This is a genomic window from Vagococcus sp. AM17-17, from assembly GCF_003471765.1.
Lineage (GTDB): Bacteria > Bacillota > Bacilli > Lactobacillales > Vagococcaceae > Vagococcus > Vagococcus teuberi.
Window position 1 is genome coordinate 1 of sequence record NZ_QRJY01000012.1, and the last position, 19,278, is coordinate 19,278.

Below are 19,278 nucleotides of genomic sequence, written 5' to 3' on the forward strand. Positions count from 1 at the left end.
GAGTATATACCTGTTTTTAAAACATTTAGAAAGTATCAAGAAGAAATAAAAAACACTTTTGAAACATCGTATTCAAACGGTCCTTTAGAATGTATGAACAATCAGATTAAAGTCATTAAGCGTAATGCCTATGGCATGAGAAGTTTTTATAATTTCAAATTACGAATAGCAATTTGTTTAAAAAATCTGTATTCAAGACACCAAAAAAGATCTAGAAAACATGTTGTTTTCTAGATCCTAAATTCTAACTTTTAACTCTTACCAACAGTAATTGACAAGGAGCCCATTTAATCTATCAATACGATTTGGCATAGAGTCAAAATAATCGCATATTGTAACTATATAAGTAAACACCATGCGATTATTTTTATTAGAATGGGTTATAAGTGATCGTATTGTTTTGTGTGTCGCCAACTTGAGTATCTGTTTGCGAAAACGAGCTCGTTTCATTTAGTTTTTTTATTTTCTCCTGAGCAGTTTGGATGTCACTTTTTAGATCTTTTATTGTGGTATTTTTATCACTTAATTCTTTTGATTGTTTATCTATCGTTGCCTTTAATTCATTTATTTGAATTTGCGCTTGAGCAATATCCTTATTATTTTGTTCTACTTTGTAGACACTTACTCCAGCAAATACAATTAACGACATTAATAGTACGATATTTAAAATACCTTGTTTTTTCATTATATCAACTCCTCATATCATCATACCAAAAAAATAATTAGTTTCATATATTATTTAGAAATTATTGTTAATAAAATAAATAGTTTACTCCACGTTAAAAGGTTGGCTAAATTCTTGTGCTAAATCAATAATTTTTTGATTAAATGTTGTCTGAAATGTATTGGATTGATGAATGTGTTTATTTACTATAAGACTTATATAGATTTGTGGCGGTTGCTCAATTTCAACTTTAACTAATCCCGGGTGATCTCGTACTAAAATATCACTTAAAAAGGCTATCATGTTTGTAGAACTAGCAATTGATAGAGCAGTCTGTATTTCTTTAGTATAAATTGTTTGAATATTTTTTAAGTGATGATCTAATACCCAGTCATCAAAGATTCGGTGGTGCATGTATCCTTTTTCTAATGAAATAAAGACATCTTCCTTACAAGTTGTAGGGGAGGTCTTTTTTTTAGTAGCAAGTGGGTGGCTCTTGGATACCCATAAAGCCATGTTTTCTTGTTTTAATGGAACTTGAATTAAAGAGTCATCGTTAAATACAGGTTCGTCACTTCCAATGATTGCAATGGGAACCTTACCGCTTTTTACTAGGCTTAACATAACATCAGAACTCTCTTCTTCAATGAATTTTATTGAAGAAGAAAATGTATTCAAATGAGGCAATAAACGGGACATAAAATAGCCTCCAATAGTTGGTAAGAAACCAAAATAGACGATTTGATGTTTAAAGTCATGAATCTCCTCTTCAGCTTGTTCAACTGACTTTAAAATTTGATGAGAATAACGATATAAAATGTTACCGGTTTCAGTTAAACTAAGCTTCTTGTGAATTCTTTTTCTATCAATTAGAATGGTATCTAGTTCGTTTTCTAGTCGTTTTATAGCCATAGAAATAGAAGGTTGGGATATATAAAAATAATCAGCAGTAGCAGTAAAATTAAGCGTTTGCGCAAGATGATGAAAGTATGTTAAATCTTTTAAATTCATGGTAGGCTCCTCTAAAATATTGTGAAAAAACACTCATAAGTAAAATGTATATAAAAGCAATTTGCATAAACAACGCTTATAATATCATAAGGAAATAGTATTATTCAAAGAATCTGTCTCATGCTATATTTATGTCGATAAAACGTTTACAAAACGAAAGTGAGTTGATTTTTATGAAGCAAATCAAACAATTTTTCTGGATTTTTTTATTTTCTTTATTAGGTGAAATAGTCTCTGCACTATTATCTAATTTTATTGCAATTCCAGGAAGTGTGATTGGTATGGTGCTCTTTTTCTGTGCTCTTCACTTTAAGTGGGTTAGGATGGACCAAGTCGATGAAGTGGGAACATGGTTAACTAATAATATGGGAATATTCTTTGTCCCAGCAGGCGTTGGACTTATGGCACACTTCGGCATCTTAGCCAATACGTGGTGGCAATTACTGGTTATTATGGTTGTGACAACAACACTAATGATTGCGTTTGTTGGACGAATTGTTCAAGCTGTTAAATCAAAAGAATTGGAAGCGGAAACAAAATCTGCAGATACTCTTGAAGAAGTTGAGGTGGAAGCAGATGTTGTCTAATGTAATAGAAAGCCCATTTTTATGGATAAGTTTAACAGTTGGTTTATATTTACTATCAGCAAGATTGAAAGCTAAATGGCCGAAAAATCCATTATTTACGCCATTAGTATTTGCGATTATAGCACTTATATTAATTTTAGTATTCTTGGATATCCCGCTTGAAACCTATAAAAATGGTGGACAGTTTTTAAGTTTATTTGTTACTCCGGCGACTGTTGCTTTAGCCATTAAGTTAGAACAAAATTTTGTTTATTTGAAAAAATATTACCCAGCTATATTAACGGGAATATTTAGTGGTGTGATTTTCCATACCATTATGATTTATGCTTTCAGTATGTTATTTAAATTCGAACAAGAGATGGGAGCAACATTAATTCCTAAATCAATTACGACGGCTATTGCAGTAGGAGTATCTGACTCTCTTGGCGGGATTGTATCACTGACTGTTGCAGTGGTTGTTTTTACGGGCGTTATTGGCGCGATGATTGGACCAACTGTCTTTAAGTTGTTTAACATTACAGATCCAGTGGCTCAAGGAGTCGCATTAGGAAGTTCTTCTCATGCTATGGGAACAGCAAAAGCGATTGAACTTGGTGAAGTTCAAGGAGCTATGTCAGGCTTATCAATCGTTGTAACAGGTATTACAGTTGTAATATTGGTACCATTTACAGGACCAATTACAAATCTTTTATTTTAATTAAGTTAGGGAATAAAATTTAAAAACCAAAAAATCAAAAAAGGATGAAAAAAATGACAGAACAACAAACATACAATGCACCAACAATCGAACAAGAAATCGACGTAATTAGTACATATAGATTAGAAGAAGAAGCAAGTAAAGTCGTTCCTAAAGGTGGATTTGACTATATTTCAGGTGGTTCAGGAAAAGAATTTACGCTACAACGTAATGATGAAGCTTGGTTAAGCAAAGGAATCTTACCTCGCGTGTTAGCTGATGTGGAAAATCCAGATACATCAACAAAAATCTTTAAACATGATTTAAAAGTACCATTTATCATGGCTCCAATTGCAGCTCATGGATTAGCTCATGCGACAAAAGAAGCAGGAACTGCAAAAGGTATTTCAGAATTTGGTGGCACCATTATGTCTATCAGTGCTTATTCTGGTGCGACATTTGAAGAAATCGACGCTGGTTTAAATGGCAATCCACGTTGGTTCCAAATTTATATGAGTAAAGATGAAGAGATGAATAAAAACATCTTAGATGAAGCAAAAGCAGATGGAGCGACAGCGATTATTTTAACAGCTGATGCAACACTAAGTGGTAACCGTGAACGTGATTTAGAAAATAAATTTGTGTACCCATTTGGTATGCCAATTGTTTCTCGTTATTTGACAGGTTCAGGGAAAAACATGTCACTAAATAATATCTATGCTCAATCAAAACAAAAAATTGAACCAGCAGATGTGAAATTTATTGCTGAATATTCTGGTTTACCAGTATTTGTTAAAGGTGTACAAACACCTGAAGATGCTGTATTAGCAATTGGTGCTGGAGCAGCTGGTATATGGGTATCAAATCACGGTGGACGTCAGTTAGATAATGCACCAGGATCGTTTGAAGTGTTAGCTGAAATCTCTGAAGCAGTAGCAGGCCGTGTGCCAATCGTATTTGATAGTGGTGTTCGTCGTGGAGAGCACATCTTTAAAGCACTAGCAAGTGGAGCAGATATTATTGCTTTAGGTCGTCCAGTATTATTTGGATTAGCTCTAGGTGGGTGGAAAGGTGTTAAATCTGTTTTGGAATATTTTGAAACTGATTTAAAACGTGTGATGCAATTAGCAGGAACACAAACAATTGAAGATGTAAAACATGCACGATTATATGATATGAAAAAATAAACCTATTTTTTTATATTACCTTTATTTAATTATCTCTTATATTGAAGTTAGTGTCTCTTAGACAAAGCAAGCTATTAAAATGATATATATATAAGTGTTATCAGTTTGTTTTCTAATATAATAGGAGTATAATTATCTTATACTTATTGAAGAGGTGTTTTCAAAATGACAAATTATGAAAAAAAAGAAGACAAAGTAATTGATGATGTTGTGAAAGTTTTAAATGAATTAGATGCTAATTTGGATAAATTAGATCAAGTCGAAACTGACCCTAAAAATCATAGTGTAAAAAAATGGTACTATGAATCTAAAGCATTACATAACATTAAACGTATTTTACATGACATTGAAAAATACGAAAAATATGACGAAAAAGAATTTGAAAAAATCGAAAAAGAATTTGAAAAATACGGTTTATAAGATAAAGACAGATAACTCATTTATGGGTTGTCTGTTTTTATTTTGTCATAGTTCGGGACTATAGGCTTTGCGTCTTTTTGTCATTATTAGTATAATACCAAGTGACTTAGTAAAAGGATTTAGAACGGAGAAACTTATATGACAACCAACTTTTGGCAAGATTTACCGAAGCCATTTTTTATTTTAGCACCAATGGAAGACGTGACGGATGTGGTATTTCGTCATGTGGTGAAAGAAGCGGGTGCACCTGATGTGTTTTTTACCGAATTTACTAACTCGGATAGTTTTTGTCATCCAGATGGTAAAGAAAGCGTTCAAGGAAGATTGGTCTTTGAGGAAGACGAGCAACCTATCGTGGCGCATATCTGGGGAGATAATCCTGAGTACTTTAGGCAGATGAGTACAGAACTAAAAGAGATGGGATTCAAAGGTATTGATATTAATATGGGATGTCCTGTCCCTAATGTGGCAACACGTGGGAAAGGTAGCGGCTTAATATTACGTCCTGACGTGGCGGCAGAATTAATCGCTGCAGCAAAAGAAGGTGGACTACCAGTCAGTGTGAAAACACGTATTGGGTATCACTCACAAGATGAGATGATAGATTGGCTGACACATATTTTAAAACAAGATATTGCGAACTTGTCGATTCATTTAAGAACTCGAGATGAAATGAGTAAAGTACCCGCTAAGTGGGAATTAATTCCAGAAATATTGGCATTAAGAGATGAGATAGCTCCTAATACACTCATTACTATTAATGGAGATGTGCTTGATCGACAGATGGGACTTGAGTTAGTCGAAAAATATGGTGTGGATGGTGTCATGATAGGAAGAGGGATATTCAAAAATCCATATGCCTTTGAGAAAGAACCTAAAAATCATTCAACAGAAGACTTATTAGGGCTATTGAGACTTCAATTAGACTTACAAGATGAGTATGCTAAACAAGTGCCACGTTCCATTGTTGGTTTGCATCGATTCTTTAAAATTTATGTTAAAGGATTTCCAGGAGCCAGTGATTTACGTGTTAGTTTAATGAATACCAAATCAACAGATGAAGTACGTGCCTTATTAGATGCCTTTTTTCCAAAAGATAACTAAATAATCATTAAAAGACATTGTTTCTTAACTTTAAGAAGCAGTGTCTTTTTTAAGTGTTTAAGTTGTTTAAAAAAAAGAAAAGTGTTTAAACAGTATAATTTACCTAAAAACCTTTTGTAACCGCATTCTGTGACTGCAGAAAAGTTGGCATCATACTTGCTTATATAAAAGCGAAGAGGTGAAAAAAATGGAGAGAAGTTATTTAATTGCAACTCATGGCAAATTTGCTAGCGGGTTACAAAACTCGTTGAACGTCTTAACAGGTAGTGGAGACAATGTCCAAGTAATAGATGCTTATGTTACGGATGATGATTACACACCAAATGTTCAACAATTTATTCAAGAGGTTAGTGAAGATAGTCAGGGGATTGTATTCACAGATTTATACGGTGGGAGTGTGAATCAAAAAATTGCCGCAGAAATTATGACATCAGGGAAAGACAACATTATGTTGGTATCAAATTCAAATTTAGCTATTATTTTATCGATTATGTTTCATGAAAATACTGGCATGTTGTCAAAAGAGGATATATTAGCTGCAATTCAAGAATCACAGGTTCAACTGGTTTCAACCACAATAGAAGAAGAGGACGATATTTTTTAGGAGGAGAAAAAATGATTACACAAATTAGAGTAGATGACCGATTAATTCATGGACAGGTGGCTGTTGTATGGACAAAAGAATTGAATGCCCCACTTTTAGTTGTAGCAAATGATGAGGCGGCAAAAAATCAAGTGATGCAAATGACATTAAAAATGGCCGTACCAAATGGCATGAAATTATTAGTTCGTTCAGTGGATGATGCGATTGAATTATTTAATGATCCTCGTGGAAAAGATAAACGCATGTTTGTGATTGTAAACTGTGTATCTGATGCGAATAAAATCGCGCAACACGTCGATGCTGTAGAAACAGTGAATGTGGCAAATGCGGGTCGCTTTGATAAATCAGATCCAAAAGACAAAACAACAATTTTCCCAAGTGTGTTACTTAATCCAGATGAATTAACGGCTGCAAAAGAATTGTCTGAGTTAGAACGTGTGGAGAGCTACAATCAAGTTTTACCAACTAATCCAAAATTAGAATTGAAAAAAGCATTGAAAAATGTTTAAGGGGGATAAAAAATGTTAATGCATGCACTTATGGCAGGACTTAGTGTGTTTATCTGTTTTGCTGGTAACTATTTAACAGGTCAAAGTATGTTGGAACGCCCATTAGTTGTGGGTCTTGTGACAGGGCTATTGATGGGAGATTTAAAAACAGGTGTTTTGATGGGAGCAGCACTTGAAGCCGTGTTTATGGGAAATGTGAATATTGGTGGCGTAATCTCTGCCGAGCCAGTAACAGCAACAACTCTTGCGACAACATTCGCGATTATTGCAAACGTTGAGCAAAAAGCGGCAATTACATTAGCCATTCCGATTGGGATGTTAGCAGCGTTTGTCGTGATGTTTTTGAAAAATGTCTTGATGAATGTTTTTGCACCAATGTTGGATCGTGTTGCACGTGAAAATAATCAACGAAAAATTGTGGCACTACATTATGGGACATGGATTTTTTATTACTTTATTATTGCTGCGATTTCATTTGTTGGGGTCTTACTTGGAAGTGAACCTGTTGCCGTTATGGTAAATAACATTCCACAAAATGTGATGAATGGATTGAGTGCGGCAGGTGGCTTATTACCAGCTGTTGGGTTTGCGATGTTGATGAAATTACTTTGGAACAATAAATTAGCGGTATTTTACTTATTAGGCTTTATTTTAACAGCTTACTTGAAATTACCGGCTGTCGCAGTGGCGGCTGTTGGGATTGTGATTTGTGTGATGATGGTTCAACGTGATGTACAAATGATGAATTTACCAACCACACAAGGAAAAGTAGCAAGTGGTGAAATGAGTAAAGAAGAAGAAGAGGAGGACTTTTTCGCATGAAACTAAAACAAGATATGTCAGTTGAAGATAAAAAAATGATGCGCTCAGTCTTTTGGCGCTCATGGACAATGAATGCTAGTCGTACAGGAGCAATACAATATCATGCGTTAGGTGTTATCTATACCTTACTTCCAGTCATCAATCGTTACTACAAAACAGAGGAAGAACGAGCAGACGCGATTGTCCGTCATACAACATGGTTTAATGCTACTATGCATATTAATAACTTTATTATGGGTCTTGTTACCTCAATGGAAAAACAAAATAGTGAAGATGAGAATTTTGATGCAAGCTCAATTACAGCAGTTAAAGCATCATTGATGGGCCCATTGTCAGGTATCGGGGATTCATTCTTTTGGGGTATTTTACGCGTCATTGCTGCAAGTATTGGGATTTCAATTGCCAGCACTGGATCAGTTATGGGAGCCATCGTTTTCTTAGCACTTTATAATATTCCAGCTTTTATTATTCATTATTATGCTCTTTATACAGGCTATTCAGTTGGGGCCAACTTCATTCAAAAGCTTTATGAAAGTGGCGGTATGAAAATACTGACTAAAGCATCTAGTATGGTTGGATTACTAATGATGGGAAGTATGACTGCTTCAACTGTAAAATTCAAAACGATTTTAGAAGTAACAGTCAGTGGTTCTGATCCAATTAAAATTCAAGATTACTTAGATCAACTATTTGTAGGGATTGTTCCATTAACAGTAACATTGATTACGTTCTGGTTATTACGTAAAAAAGTAAATATCAATGTTGTGATGTTTGGCATTATGATTTTAGGGATTATTTTAGGGTTACTTGGTATTTGTTAATCAATTTATTACACAATACATAGGGTTTTGGTAATGAATCATGACACATTAATCAGGTAAACTATGCTAAAATTTAACAAGAAAAGTAACTATGTGTCGTTATGTTATCGGTATGTAAGAGTGAAACGCATGGGCAATACGTGCCATGCGTTTTTTAGTATGTAGGGGGATTGGTAGAATGAAGGAGTCGACTAGAAGGCATTTGCTTCAAGGTATAGGGGAGGAACAAGTTGGGATTACGACAACTGAATTAGCTAAAAAAATTGGGTTAAGTCGCTCAGTCACGAGTTTATATTTAAATGAGTTAGCCAAAGATAAAGAGGTTATTAAAAGTGAAACATATCCAATCGTTTGGCGACTAACTAGTCATGATTTCCATACGTCACAAGATGTGTTTGAACAATTTATCGGTAGTAAAGGCAGTGCCAAATCTATGATAAAAACCTGTAAAGCTGCGATGTCTTATCCACCAAAAGGACTACCTGTTTTAATTCATGGAAATAGTGGGGTAGGGAAAACCTATTTAGCACACTTGATTTTTGATTACCTTAATCAACAACAGGCGAATTGCTCAGATAATATCGTGGTATTTAACTGTGCGGATTACGCAAATAATCCTGAATTGTTATCTTCAACATTATTTGGTCATAAAAAAGGGGCTTATACTGGTGCTGACAAAGATAAAAAAGGGTTACTTAGTAAAGCAGACAACGGTATTTTATTTTTAGATGAAGTCCATCGTTTGTCATATGAAAATCAAGAAAAATTATTTCAGTTTATGGATTCGGGTCAGTTTCGCTTAATTGGGGAAGAAGATAAAGTAGAAACAGCTAACGTCCGCTTGATTTTTGCGACAACAGAAGACCCTAAAGAGGTGTTATTACCAACCTTTTTACGTCGTATCTCTGCTGTATTGGAGTTAGCGGATTATCATCTACGGCCATTACAAGAGCGAGAGACGATTTTAAGAGTTTTGTTTTTAAAAGAAGCGAAATTGTTGAAAAAGGATATGATGATTGATCGATTGATTTTTGATCGCTTTTTACATGAAAAAATGTCAGGAAATATTGGGCAATTAGCCAACAAGGTGAAGTTATATTGTGCTGATGCACTTCATTATCAAGAGGATAAAGACGTACTTTATATAGGTGATAATCACGATGATGTGGTGAAAGTGATTTATGATGAACCACTTAATCAACTAGTGGATGTGTCAAAAGAGATGCCGGAAAAACTAAATGTGTTACTACATTCAACGAGTGATGTATTGGAGTTACGAGAAACGCTACTGGGTTTTCCGCTATCCAAAGATGATTTTGGTGGAGAAACCTATGTTTTAAAACAAATTAGAGAAAAAATACTTGCTAATACTAAACAAATAATGGGTAAAGTAGATAGTGTGACACCTTATCTTGAAAAACTAACTACATACCTATTACTAAAAGATTGTATCAAGTTTGATCATCAACCAATAAAACAAATGATTAGTATGGACTATCCACGTACGGCACTTTTTGCTAAAAAAATTACGTCTAAACTACCCGTTGAATATAAAAAAGAAGCACGTTTTTTGTTGAGCCTATTTTTAATAGGATCTATAAAAGAAGAAATTGCTTATCATGCATTACTTGTTGCTCATGGCGATACAACCGCAAGCAGTATACAAGCGGTGTCCAATCAATTATGTGGCAATTATGTGTTTGATGCGATTAACATGCCACTTGATGCCTCTATTAAAGACATTGTATTAGAAGTGAAATCGTGGCTTTCTGAGCGAGATACTTCTGAAGGGGTCATTATGTTGGTAGATATGGGATCATTGGTTCATTTTTATAAGAGTTTAAAACCAGAGATTATGGGAGAATTATTGGTTGTTAATAATCTTACGACCTCATTTGCACTGGAAATTGGTCAGCAACTACTGAATCATCACACATTTTATGACATCACCAAAAATATTAAACAAAAATTTATCACAGATATTCAATATTTTGAAGGCTTTTCAAATGATCGAAATGTCATTATTTCAAGTATATTGGGTTATGATATTGCCAAAAAATTGAAGAAATTATTTGAACCGTTTATTAATCCAGAAATAAAAATCATTGTGATGCATTTTAATGAATTGCTCGATATTTTAGACCGTGAAAACTCAGATAAAGGTTATCTTGATACAACAGAACTCATTATTACGACGTCTTATCTAGATAATAAAACAGCTGTGTCTTCCGTTAATTTATTAGATATTTTAGATGAGGATACCGAACATCAAGCGATGAAATATACGTTTCGTAATACCATTCACGAAAAATACATGACTGATTTGACTAATAAATGTATTTATTTCTTCTCAAAAGAAGGCCTATCTGAAAAATTAAATTTCTTAAATCCGGAAATCATTATTAAACAAGTAGAGCTAATTATCGAAAAATGTGAGAGACGTTTTGGCATTAAATTTAACGTCAAAATTAAATTCAATTTGACGATGCATTTAGCATTGATGATTGAACGTACGATTTTAGGGTCAGTTGATTATCCTGTGCCAACTGATTTGTCGTTATTAAAGGTCAATGACAATTATTTCTACTCAAATATTAAAGATTTATTGTCATCTATTGAGGATTTTTATCGTATTAGTATTTCTGATTGGGAATTATATGTCTTACATGAAATTATTGCGAGTTAATTAGTTTCGAATATAATATTTAGACATCATTGGAACATAAATTAAACAAACTAAAAGAATATTATCATAGAAAAGACAATAATGATTTTTTTGTATTTCATCTTCTAATCAAGATAGTAGTTATATCAGTGGCTAATGCTTACACGTTAATGGTGGCGCAGTATTAAATGGCTAAAAAAAATCCAGACAATTGTAAAAACTTGTCTGGATTTTTTTATTTTGGTAATACATCTTCAGGAATCGCAGACACATAAGTTTTACCATTTAAAACGTCTTGGTGTTCTGCTTTAGCTTTTTCGATTAATTCAGGGTTTGTTAATAGGTCATAAGCTGTTGTTGCGATGACTTTACCTGCGGCGATTAATCCTTTATGAGCGACGCTAGATTTTCCATTAGCAGCCCATTGCCAACTGTGAGCTGGTGTTCCTTGAGGCTCACACCCAATAAATACTTGTGCTGTTGGACAGATCCAGCTAACATCTCCAACATCAGTTGAACCTTGTGTGTCATCAGAGAAGACTAAAGGCATAACTTGTTCTGAAACAGGTAAACTACCCAATCGTTTTGCATCGTCGTCTGATAAAGTTGGATCGACTTGTTTCGCTCGATTAATCAAGTGTTCTTTTGTTGCATCAGGTAAAGTATCGTAGTAACGTTGAGCATATTCTTGATCTTCTTTTGTTAGATTCGCATTTCCATATTCTTCGAGATTTTTTTGCATGACGGCAGAGATAGCTTGATTAGGAATGTAGTCATAACATGCGGAATCAAACCCGATTTCTAATTCTGTCTCAGTCATCCATGCAGCACCTTCAGCGATTCGCGTGACACGTTTGAATATCTCATTGGCTTGTTCAATTTTTGGAGCACGAATAAAATAGTGTAATTCCGCAGAGGGTTGAACCACGTTGGCAGAATTTCCACCTACATCTCGAAAGGCATAGTGAACACGGCCTTCATCAATGATATGCTCACGTAAAAATTGTACGCCGACATTCATCAATTCGGCGGCATCTAACGCACTACGGCCATACTCAGGTGCAGCAGCGGCGTGAGCTGCGATACCTTTGAAACGATAGTAGATTTGATACACTGCTAAGCTACTAATTGACCAAATCCCGCTAATGTCCCAAGGATGCCATGACAACGCAGTATCCACATCATCAAATACCCCACTTCTTGCCATATAGGCTTTTCCATACCCACTTTCTTCAGCAGGACAACCAAATAGTTTGATGGTACCACTTAGGTTGTTTTCTTCCATATAATCTTTAATCCCAACAGCACCAGCTAATGCACCAGTTCCAAGTAAGTTATGACCGCAAGCATGTCCATTACCACCTGGGACTTGGGCTTTCTGTTCACCTAAATCGGCAACTTGACTTAAATTGCTCAATGCATCATATTCGGCCAAAATACCAATAACTGGTTTTCCAGAACCATATGTGGCGACAAAACTGTGATCCATGTCTGCTAGCCCTTTTTCAATAGAGAAGCCTTCTTTTTCTAAAATATCATAAAAAGGTTGAACGGATTTTTCTACAGCAAATCTCGTCTCAGGTGTTTCCCAAATTTTATCTGCTGCTTCAATAAAAGTTACTCTTTTTTTCTCGATTAATTCATTGATACGTTGTTTTGCTTTTTCCATATTATTTTTCTTCCTTTCTAATACCAAATAAGACAGTTAAACCAGCAAGGATGCTAGCAATTGCCATAAACACAAATGACAGAGTAAATGATCCACCACCAACTTTAATGAGTTGACCCAAAATCATAGGTGCAAGGAAACCACCGAGTGTACCACCTGTATTGATAAATCCCATAGATGCCCCGATAATTTCTGGATTAATTAGCTTATGTGGTAGAGTAAACATAGCTGTAAAAGCACTGACAGATAAAATACTAACCAATACTAAGAAAATCATAGATAACACTAAGCTATTGGAAAAGATAAAAGCAATTACTAATACAGCAGTGAGTGCTGTTGTTAAAAAAATGAAGAGTTTTTCTTTTCCTAAAAACAGTTTGGATAGTAACACACCTGAATACATTGTTGCGATAGTTTGAAATAGAGCATTAACAGCTAATAGATACCCGATACTTTTTAAATCTAATTCAAACTTTTGATTTAAAACAGATGGTAACCAAGACATATTTCCATATAGTAAGAAATTTTGCAGTAACATAGCCATTGCAAGAAAAACAACGTTACGATTTAAGAACACATTTGAGAATGGAACCCGTTTTTTATCTTGTTGTTGCACGGGTGTGTTGTTAGGAACAAAAATAAAAATTAAGATTAGTGATAATATAAATAATCCAGCTAAGACAAAATAAGCGTAGCGCCAGTTTATATTGATAAGGTTCGCACCTAAGGTAAAGGCTAATATACCACCAATCCCAGATGTTGATAAAATGATAGATTGGATTAGGGTGCGTTTTTCAGGTTCAAAATTTGTTGCGACAGCTTTTGTCACACTAGATGGGTATCCAGCATGTCCAACACCAGCAAAAAATCTTACTAAAATAAAAGCGGACAATGCACCAACTAAACCAAATGCGGCTGAAAAGATGGCAACTAATATCATGGATAGCATTAACACTTTTTTAGCTCCGATTTTATCAGCTATCCAACCACTAGGAATTTGCATGAGGGAATAACCTAAAAAGAAAAAGGACATGATACGGCCAGTTTGAGCAGAGTCTAGATTAAATTCTGAGGATATTGGGATAATAGCTGTTGAAATCATGCTTTTATCCATATAAATAATTGAGTAACCAACCATAAGTGATAGGACGATACCGATTGTATTTTTTTGTGTGGTGTTTGTATTATGTTCCATACTTCCAACTCCTTATGTTAGGTAAGTTATGTATTATTAAAAAAATCTAACGTTTATTTAATAATACATACATTAAATAAAAAATACAATAAAAAAATAGGATTGATTTAAATAACTTCAATCCTATTGGTAGATAATTATGGTGTATTTTGCGATGCTTCCATGATTCGCTTGTTTCCTTTATACAAATCCCATATGGTCCAAGCTAAAAGAAGTAGCACTCCAACAATGAGCACATAGGCAATGCTGTGTGCGGTGGTTAGTTCTGTTTGACTTGGCGTGTCACCAAAAAAAGCTTCCATCTGACTGGGTAGTCCAGATAAGTTGAGGTAAGTTAAGGCAATAACTGACATCCAGCCAAAAAATTTTACGATCCCATTATTTTTAAAACGATGTCCCATTTCAGCTTCACTGTTTGTCATCATAAGGAGTGGAATCATTGAAAAAGGTAAGGCGAAAGCTAAGAATACTTGTGAGTTATTCATTAAATTGTTAAGGGCTTCGTGTTCTTCTAATGTCCCTTTTTTACTTGTCATCATGACACAGATAATAACAGGAATGACTGAAATTAAACGTGTCACTAGACGTCTTAACCAAGTTGGAAGCTTCATATGAATAAACCCTTCCATGATGACTTGTCCAGTTAACGTTCCAGTAATAGTTGAGTTTTGTCCTGATGCTAAAAGTGCGACAGCAAAGAGAGTGGATAAGATACCTGATTTTGCCACTGATACAAGAAGCCCATTGCTTAAAGTATTAGGGTCTGACAAAGCTTCATATAAACCAAAGAATGACGGGTCTTTGACAGTGCCGGATTTAAAAACGGCTACTCCCATAATTAACAATAAGGCATTAACGAAAAACGCCATAGTCAATTGAATATTTGAATCCCAAGTCGAAAAACGAACCGCTTCAGCTACATGGTTTTCATCAGAATGGTCAATTTTTCTTGTTTGAGATACCGCTGAATGCAGATATAAATTATGTGGCATAACCGTTGCCCCAATAATTCCTAGTGCACCAGTTAAAGGTGTTTGTCCTCCGATTCTTGGTGAGTCAGCAAAGGTGTCTTTAGTAGGAATTAAGCCTTCAAAAACAGCTCCCCATGATGGATTGGATAAGGCAATTTGATAAATAAAGACAAAAAGAATGACAAAAATTAGGCAGACAACTAACGCTTCAATTTTTCTAAAACCGATTTTTGTTAAAAGTAGTAATAGCAAAACATCAAATACAGTAATAAGTACGGCATAGAGCAGTGGAATACCAAACAGTAAATACAAGGCAATTGCAGCTCCAATAACTTCAGCAATATCAGTGGCCATAATGGCTAACTCAGTTAAAATCCATAAGACAATCCCCAGCTTTTTACTTGTTCTAGCACGAATCGCTTGGGCTAAATCCATTTGGGTGACAATCCCTAACTTAGCAGCCATGTATTGCAAGAGCATAGCGACTAAACTAGACATCAAAATGACAGACATCAATAGATACTGAAAATTTTGTCCACCTGTAATGGATGTTGACCAATTACCTGGATCCATATACCCAACAGCAACTAACGCCCCAGGTCCTGAATAAGCGAGTAATGTTCGCCAAAATCCTTTTCCTACAGGCACCTCAACTGATCCATTTATTTCTTCTAAAGAGCGTCCGTTTGTATGGGCGATTAGTTTGTGAGATTCATGATTATTATGAGGTTCACTCATTTAACCCCTCCTTTATTTTTTTCTGTACATATCATACACTTAAACCTGCAAATGTGAAAGTAAAGTTTATTGAAAGATTGACATCTGAGAAATAATGGGACATAAGACAGTTCATTAAAGATGAGAATATTTTTTAATTATAATCAACACCCTATTTCGGTTATTTTATAATCTATAAAGAAAGAACGATATAATCGACTAATTATGATGATATCGCATAGATACAACCTCATTGGCTAAAACTAATGAAGTGATAAATTATAGGTATGAGGCTGACCCAAAAGTCTAAAAATAGAAAAAATCCCATGAAATAAGTTTATTAAAATCTTGATTTCATGGGATTTCTATTTTATTAGTTTAGTGATTTTTATTTAAAAAGTGACTTTTGGGTCAGCCTCCTTTTTTCTATTTATTTGCAATAAAATGAGTAGCTTATAAAGTCATGATGAATTAATTATCTAATGATACTGAGATTAGTGTATAAAAAGACTTTTCATACAAAATATTGAAATAAGTTAGTTATTTTTTTGACGAAAAAAATATATATGATGAAATGATGAATAAAGAATGAGTAAGACAAAAAAATAAGCATTCTATTCTTATTTAGAACATAACATTCACAGGCTGATTACTAATAAATGAAATACAATCCACAAATAATTTACTTTTTATTCATAAAGGTATTAAATTTATTTAAAAATAATATTTAATATGATGATTTTGTTATTAATGTATCAAAGATTGTTTTAAAAAAAAAAAAGAGTTATGATTTAATCACAAGCAATATAAAAACGAATTCATGAAAAATGGATGAAGAGGAGAGATGATATGTCATGAGTGCGAAAACAGCAACACCTAATAAAAAGTTGACGTTTACGTCAATTTATTTTTTGGGTATCAATGCAATTGTCGGATCAGGAGCGTTTTTATTACCGCAACAGATTTATAAAAATATTGGGGTAATGAGTATTCTGGTTTTGCTTACTGCAGCATTAACAGTAAGTATGGTTGCATTGTGTTATGCGGATTTATCAAGTCGATTTTCAGGATCAGGAGCAGCATGGCTTTATTCGTATAACGCATTTGGTAGATTTACTGGGTTTCAAATTGGCTTATTTTCGTGGTTTTTAGGATGTCTGACATTTACAGCAGAATCTGTTGCCTTACATCGAACATTAAAAAGCATGTATCCCGTGTTAGATAATCCAATTGCAAAATATGCTTTTCCAATTGGTATGATAGTTCTATTAAGTATTATCAATCTATTTGGTACAAGTATTGTTAAAAAAATCAACAGCGTGTCTTCAATTATTAAAATTGCTACTTTGGTATTTTTCCTTGTCGTCGGTGTGTTCTTTATTAAAACAGCATATTTTACCCCTATTGTTCCTGAAAGTGTTAAAACAACAGGTAGCTTCTTTGGTCACTTTGGTCAAGCCTTTAGTGTCGTATTTTACATGTTCACTGGATTTTCATTTATCCCAGTAGCAGCTGGACAAATGAACAACCCAGAAAAAAATATTCCAAAAGCATTAATCGCCGTTATGTCTAGTGTGACTATTATTTATGTGTTAGTACAAGCAATAGCGATTGGTATCTTAGGACCAAATATTGCAAAATTTGATATTCCTATTGCTCAAGCACTAAACGCTTCTATTGGTCATTGGGCATATGTACTGATTGTCATTGGTATGATTATTTCAATTTTTGGTGTGGCTTTTGCCGTATCATTTAACACACCAGTTTTAGCTGCATCTTTATCAACAGAACATAACCTTTTACCCTCAGCTTTTGGTAAAAGAAATAAAAATGATGCACCTTATATTGCGGTCATTATTACGATGATTATCAGTATTTTCTTAGTGTCATTTAGCTATATCTTCTTAGTAGCGGCCATTGTTTTAGCATCATTTATCCAATATGTTCCATCAATTTTAGCCGTAATTAAATTTAAACATACAAAACAATTTCCAAATAATGGTTTTTCTTTAAAGGGAGGAGATACCATTCCAATTATTGCGTTGATTATCTCAATGTATTTATTAACTAACTTTAGATTAGATGTTTTATTACTAATCGTCGGTGTGTTTGTTGTTGGATTGATCATGTATTACACAAGTATCAAAAATAAACCAGATTCACCATCAGCACCACAAGCACCAAAAGGTAAAGTCGCTCAAGCAACCACAAAATTAGCTGACAAAGTCGCAACGACTACTCAAAGTGCACCAACACATGTTTCAACAAAATAAAAATAAATGAATGGAGTGTTCTATTATGACAAATGAATTAACTTTTGATCAAATTAATAACATGCAAGAACTTTTTGCAGGTGACAGAGCAAATGAAATCGCCCAAACAGCTGCCACAACAAACGGTATTTTTAAAGCGTCTGAAAATATTCGTGCAATTGATGATGCGAACTTTAACTTTTCGATTGATATTGATTCACATAAAGTAACAAACCAAAATCAAAGTGGTCGTTGCTGGATGTTTGCTTGTTTAAACGTCATTCGTTTCCAATTAGAAAAACAATATAATATTGAAAATTTTGAATTATCACAAAACTATTTATTTTTCTATGACAAATTAGAAAAAGCGAATTACTTCTACCAAAATATTCTTAATACAGCAAACGAGCCTATTTCTAGTCGCGACGTTCAATTTTTAATCAACTCACCACAACAAGATGGTGGCGATTGGAACTTAATCATCTCATTAGTAGAAAAATATGGGGTCGTACCAATTTATGAAATGAATGACTCAAGCTGTAGTATCACATCAGCTGAATTAAATACGATGTTAAATCGTAAATTAAGACGTGATGCTGTTGAGTTAAGACAACTTGTTAAAGATGATGCGACAGAAGCTACTATTAAAGATTACATCGAAAAAAGTCTATCTGAAGTTTACAGACTACTATCAATTGCTTTAGGGACTCCACCAAAAACAATTGACTTTACATTCAGAGACAAAGACAAAAAATACACTTCTTATCAAGGGCTAACACCACAACAACTTTACACTGACTACATTGATATTGATGTAACGGACTATGTTGGATTAATCAACGTTCCAGCTGAAAACATGCCTTTTGGTAAAGTTTACGAAGTGGCGTTATCAGGAAACATGGTAGGCGGCACACCAAACCGTTATCTAAACATTAAAATGGATGAGTTAAAACAATCCACAATTAATCAATTAAAAGCTGGTGAACCAGTTTGGTTTGGTTGTGATGTGTTAAAACATTTTGACCGTCAAAAAGGAATCATGTCTCATGATTTATATAAATTTGAAGAGTTATTCAACATGGACTTTTCAATGACAAAAGGCGATCGTTTCAACTACAAAGAAAGCTTACCAACACATGCTATGGTAATTGGTGGCGTAAATCTTGTAGGTGATATGCCAACTAAATGGAAAGTAGAAAATAGTTGGGGAGAAAAAATCGGTGACCAAGGTTACTGCGTGATGGATGACAAATGGATGGATGAATTTGTCTTTGAAGTCGTTGTGAAAAAAGACTATCTAACAGAAGACTTAAAACAAGCCTTAGTAACAGAACCAGTGGAATTGCCGTTTTGGAACCCTATGAACCCAATCGCTTAAGCGTGTATCAATAGAAAGAAGGAAAT

The 19,278-nt window shown here is 34.2% G+C and carries 18 protein-coding genes; 13 read left to right on the forward strand and 5 right to left on the reverse strand.

Annotation, left to right across the window (positions count from 1 at the left end; genetic code table 11):
* Positions 1-234: transposase (locus DW196_RS09480; RefSeq protein WP_147408684.1), on the forward strand; the 234-nt coding region annotated here is incomplete at its 5' end.
* 136 nt (positions 235-370) lie between these two features.
* Here the strand turns inward: DW196_RS09480 and DW196_RS09485 are convergent.
* Positions 371-685: a hypothetical protein gene (locus DW196_RS09485; protein WP_118251095.1), complete on the reverse strand. Its 315-nt coding sequence runs from the start codon at positions 683-685 to the stop codon at positions 371-373.
* A gap of 84 nt (positions 686-769) precedes the next feature.
* Positions 770-1,675, reverse strand: coding sequence for a LysR family transcriptional regulator (locus DW196_RS09490; protein WP_118251096.1), 906 nt, complete (start codon positions 1,673-1,675; stop codon positions 770-772).
* Positions 1,676-1,848: 173 nt separating this feature from the next.
* Here DW196_RS09490 and DW196_RS09495 point away from each other — a divergent pair, with 173 nt between their 5' ends.
* The 10 genes from DW196_RS09495 (at position 1,849) to DW196_RS09540 (ending at position 11,091) form a co-directional block, all read left to right on the forward strand.
* Positions 1,849-2,262 (forward strand): CidA/LrgA family protein, encoded by a 414-nt coding sequence (locus DW196_RS09495; RefSeq protein ID WP_071457711.1) that lies wholly within the window; start codon positions 1,849-1,851, stop codon positions 2,260-2,262.
* On the forward strand, positions 2,252-2,959 hold the full coding sequence (locus tag DW196_RS09500) for an LrgB family protein (protein WP_118251097.1): 708 nt from the start codon (positions 2,252-2,254) through the stop codon (positions 2,957-2,959). Before DW196_RS09495 ends, DW196_RS09500 begins: the two co-directional genes overlap by 11 nt.
* Positions 2,960-3,012: 53 nt before the next feature.
* Positions 3,013-4,125 carry a lactate oxidase gene (locus tag DW196_RS09505; RefSeq protein ID WP_118251098.1) on the forward strand — a complete coding sequence of 371 codons (1,113 nt, stop codon included), beginning with the start codon at positions 3,013-3,015 and terminating at the stop codon, positions 4,123-4,125.
* Between the two features lie 165 nt (positions 4,126-4,290).
* Positions 4,291-4,545 carry a hypothetical protein gene (locus DW196_RS09510; RefSeq protein ID WP_118251099.1) on the forward strand — a complete coding sequence of 85 codons (255 nt, stop codon included), beginning with the start codon at positions 4,291-4,293 and terminating at the stop codon, positions 4,543-4,545.
* Between the two features lie 138 nt (positions 4,546-4,683).
* Positions 4,684-5,649, forward strand: coding sequence for a tRNA-dihydrouridine synthase (locus DW196_RS09515; protein ID WP_118251100.1), 966 nt, complete (start codon positions 4,684-4,686; stop codon positions 5,647-5,649).
* Between the two features lie 187 nt (positions 5,650-5,836).
* Positions 5,837-6,253 (forward strand): PTS sugar transporter subunit IIA, encoded by a 417-nt coding sequence (locus tag DW196_RS09520; RefSeq protein WP_071457706.1) that lies wholly within the window; start codon positions 5,837-5,839, stop codon positions 6,251-6,253.
* An 11-nt stretch (positions 6,254-6,264) separates the two neighbouring features.
* The gene (locus tag DW196_RS09525; RefSeq protein ID WP_071457705.1) at positions 6,265-6,762 is read left to right on the forward strand and encodes a PTS sugar transporter subunit IIB; all 498 of its coding nucleotides are present in this window, start codon (positions 6,265-6,267) and stop codon (positions 6,760-6,762) included.
* A 12-nt stretch (positions 6,763-6,774) separates the two neighbouring features.
* Positions 6,775-7,584 (forward strand): PTS sugar transporter subunit IIC, encoded by an 810-nt coding sequence (locus DW196_RS09530; RefSeq protein ID WP_118251101.1) that lies wholly within the window; start codon positions 6,775-6,777, stop codon positions 7,582-7,584.
* On the forward strand, positions 7,581-8,405 hold the full coding sequence (locus DW196_RS09535; RefSeq protein ID WP_118251102.1) for a PTS system mannose/fructose/sorbose family transporter subunit IID: 825 nt from the start codon (positions 7,581-7,583) through the stop codon (positions 8,403-8,405). The genes DW196_RS09530 and DW196_RS09535 overlap by 4 nt, the downstream gene beginning before the upstream one ends.
* Positions 8,406-8,583: 178 nt before the next feature.
* Positions 8,584-11,091, forward strand: coding sequence for a sigma 54-interacting transcriptional regulator (locus DW196_RS09540; protein WP_118251103.1), 2,508 nt, complete (start codon positions 8,584-8,586; stop codon positions 11,089-11,091).
* 214 nt (positions 11,092-11,305) lie between these two features.
* Here the strand turns inward: DW196_RS09540 and DW196_RS09545 are convergent, their stop codons facing one another.
* The 3 genes from DW196_RS09545 to DW196_RS09555 form a co-directional block, all read right to left on the reverse strand.
* Positions 11,306-12,739, reverse strand: coding sequence for a M20 family metallopeptidase (locus DW196_RS09545; RefSeq protein WP_118251104.1), 1,434 nt, complete (start codon positions 12,737-12,739; stop codon positions 11,306-11,308).
* A gap of 1 nt (position 12,740) precedes the next feature.
* Positions 12,741-13,934 (reverse strand): MFS transporter, encoded by a 1,194-nt coding sequence (locus tag DW196_RS09550; RefSeq protein ID WP_118251105.1) that lies wholly within the window; start codon positions 13,932-13,934, stop codon positions 12,741-12,743.
* Between the two features lie 137 nt (positions 13,935-14,071).
* Positions 14,072-15,643, reverse strand: a complete 1,572-nt coding sequence (locus DW196_RS09555; RefSeq protein ID WP_071457699.1) for an Nramp family divalent metal transporter — start codon at positions 15,641-15,643, stop codon at positions 14,072-14,074.
* A gap of 833 nt (positions 15,644-16,476) precedes the next feature.
* Between DW196_RS09555 and DW196_RS09560 the strand changes: the two genes are divergently transcribed.
* Positions 16,477-17,895 carry an APC family permease gene (locus tag DW196_RS09560; protein ID WP_084657264.1) on the forward strand — a complete coding sequence of 473 codons (1,419 nt, stop codon included), beginning with the start codon at positions 16,477-16,479 and terminating at the stop codon, positions 17,893-17,895.
* 25 nt (positions 17,896-17,920) lie between these two features.
* Positions 17,921-19,252 (forward strand): C1 family peptidase, encoded by a 1,332-nt coding sequence (locus DW196_RS09565; RefSeq protein WP_118251106.1) that lies wholly within the window; start codon positions 17,921-17,923, stop codon positions 19,250-19,252.
* Positions 19,253-19,278 lie beyond the last annotated feature (26 nt).